Source organism: Wohlfahrtiimonas populi (assembly GCF_002006795.1).
Lineage (GTDB): Bacteria > Pseudomonadota > Gammaproteobacteria > Cardiobacteriales > Wohlfahrtiimonadaceae > Wohlfahrtiimonas > Wohlfahrtiimonas populi.
In genome coordinates, this window is the sequence record NZ_MVDN01000034.1 from 1 (window position 1) to 2,280 (window position 2,280).

The 2,280-nt window shown below is 35.0% G+C and carries 2 protein-coding genes; one reads left to right on the forward strand and one right to left on the reverse strand.

Annotation, left to right across the window (positions count from 1 at the left end; translation table 11 throughout):
* On the forward strand, positions 1-909 hold a 909-nt coding region (locus tag BZK16_RS13770), incomplete at its 5' end, for an ADP-ribosylglycohydrolase family protein (protein ID WP_143691202.1).
* A gap of 253 nt (positions 910-1,162) precedes the next feature.
* Here the strand turns inward: BZK16_RS13770 and glaH are convergent.
* Complete coding sequence (glaH, locus tag BZK16_RS13775) at positions 1,163-2,080, reverse strand: glutarate dioxygenase GlaH (RefSeq protein ID WP_077929455.1); 918 nt, start codon at positions 2,078-2,080, stop codon at positions 1,163-1,165.
* Positions 2,081-2,280: the final 200 nt, after the last annotated feature.

The following is a 2,280-nucleotide window of genomic DNA, read 5'->3' on the forward strand; positions in this document are numbered from 1 at the left end:
ACTTACAATCAACCAATTGGCACATGGTCTGATGATACGTCATTGACTTTATGCTTGATGGAAACATTAGTTGAAGAAGGAACACCTGATGATTTAATGAAAAAATTTGTTCTTTATCAAACCGAAGGTTATTTAACACCTTATGGAAAAATGTTTGACATAGGCATAGCAACTCAACAGTCTATTTCTCGTTTTTTAGCAGGAACTCCCGCATCACAATGCGGTGGTAAAACTGAAATGGATAATGGGAACGGCAGTTTGATGAGGATATCTCCAATCATTGCAAATTTATTAAGTGAAATAAATGTTGATAAAAGATGCCAAGAAGTTAAAAAATGGTCTGAAATAACTCATGCACATCCTCGTTCTCTTTTAGGATGCAATATTTACATGGATATATTATTTTCTCTATCAGATAATTGTACGCCAAAGCAATCTTTAGAATATCTCCATGATAATTTATCAAAGATGGAAATACCATATGATAGTGAAGCAAAATACTACAAAAGAATATTAGATTTAAGCATTATTGATGCACCTCGCAATACTATTCAATCATCAGGTTATATCGTAGATACATTAGAAGCTGCTATTTGGTGTTTATGTAATACTGATAATTATAAAGATGCGGTATTAACAGCTGTAAATTTAGGTGGTGATACAGATATTATAGGATTTGTCACAGGAACATTAGCAGGTATGTATTATAAAATGGATGGCATTCCAGCTGAATGGATCGATCAATTAGCCAATAAAGAGATGTTGCTCACTCACATTGATAATTTTATCCAGTATTATGTCAATAAAGATCTTTTAGAAAAATTTGGGACATTGGATCCATTAGATTTTGAAACATCTAAAAACCATCAGATTATGCTGGAAGAAAGACGAAATAAAACTTATAAATAATGTTTATAGCACTTTTTGTTTCCTCCTATAAGGTATAAAACTGGCTTAATGGGTATGTGGAATAAGGTGATAGGACAAATCCCTGAGCCTTCTACCTCTTTAATATGAAAAGCCTGTAATAAACAGATCTTGCCCATACATTTTGGGGTGGGTGTCTATAATTCATTGAAATATATAATTTGCAGTGAAACAGCATAAAAGGAGCGTATGCTCCTTTTATTGATACTGAAATATAAACTTTCAGAATAAAATCTTATTCGTAAAAGCGACCACGTTGGCGAAGTAATTCACGGTTCAATTCTGGGTGTTTTGCAAATGCAGCACGGCCATGCAACCAGAATTCATTATTCAATACAACTAAGCTTCCCACTGGTAATGCTAGCTCGACAACATTCTTATCATTTTCCATTGAATGAGATAATGCTTTGAGGAATTTCGCTTCTTCAATTGTGCCAGGATAAGCAAATTGATCAATAAAGCAGATGCAAGGGCGATTGTTTTTCAAGAAGAATAGTTGACGATAAATCATCTCTTGAACATTTTTGCTCGGTGGTGCAATGTATTGGAATTTATGCTTGCCCAATGGATTGTTATAGAATTTATCTAATTCAGCCCAATCATCTAGGTGCAATAAACGGCTTTCGCCACCTTTTGCATTTTCTTCCACCATTTTCATCATGAGCAACCAATCTGTTGCTTCGCTCACAAATGTGCCATCTGTGTGCATTGTGAATAGGCGATAAGCTTGTCTTAAATATGAGTCACTATTATCAGTATCTTTCACTACGAAACGAGCATAGTATTTGCCAGTCATTGAGTCAAAGTTAGAAATTCCCACTAGATGTGCAATTGCTGTAGAGAAAATAACGAATTCATTCGTATCTTTTGAAACGCCTTCTAAGCCAATGGTGAAGCCGCCAGTATCACGATCATTCACAATGTTACGTAGAATCTCACCTAAGTTATGACCTGCGATTTCATCCAAATGATCTGCAATGACTTGGCGCTCATACGGTGTATATTCTAGATGCTGTACGCTGATGCTTTCTTCGCGCATTTTATCTAAGAATTTAGAGATCACGTTATTGGATAAAGTGATGTTATGAATACGTTTAGTTTGCGGGTTCAATGCAATCGTAAAGTTCTCATTCGCCTGAATAAATTTTGACATATTTCCTCCAAAGTGGTTCTTTTTTAGTATTTGTGTAGCAATTTTGTAAAAAAAAACCAGTAATACAATCGCGCACTTTAATGCAGTAGCAATGTATTACTGGTTGTACCATTCTCTAACGTCATCGTTCTAGGATGATCTCAAATGGATTTGCAGTATGTTCGTCATAACTTAAATAAGAAAGGGGTAACAATCGGGTT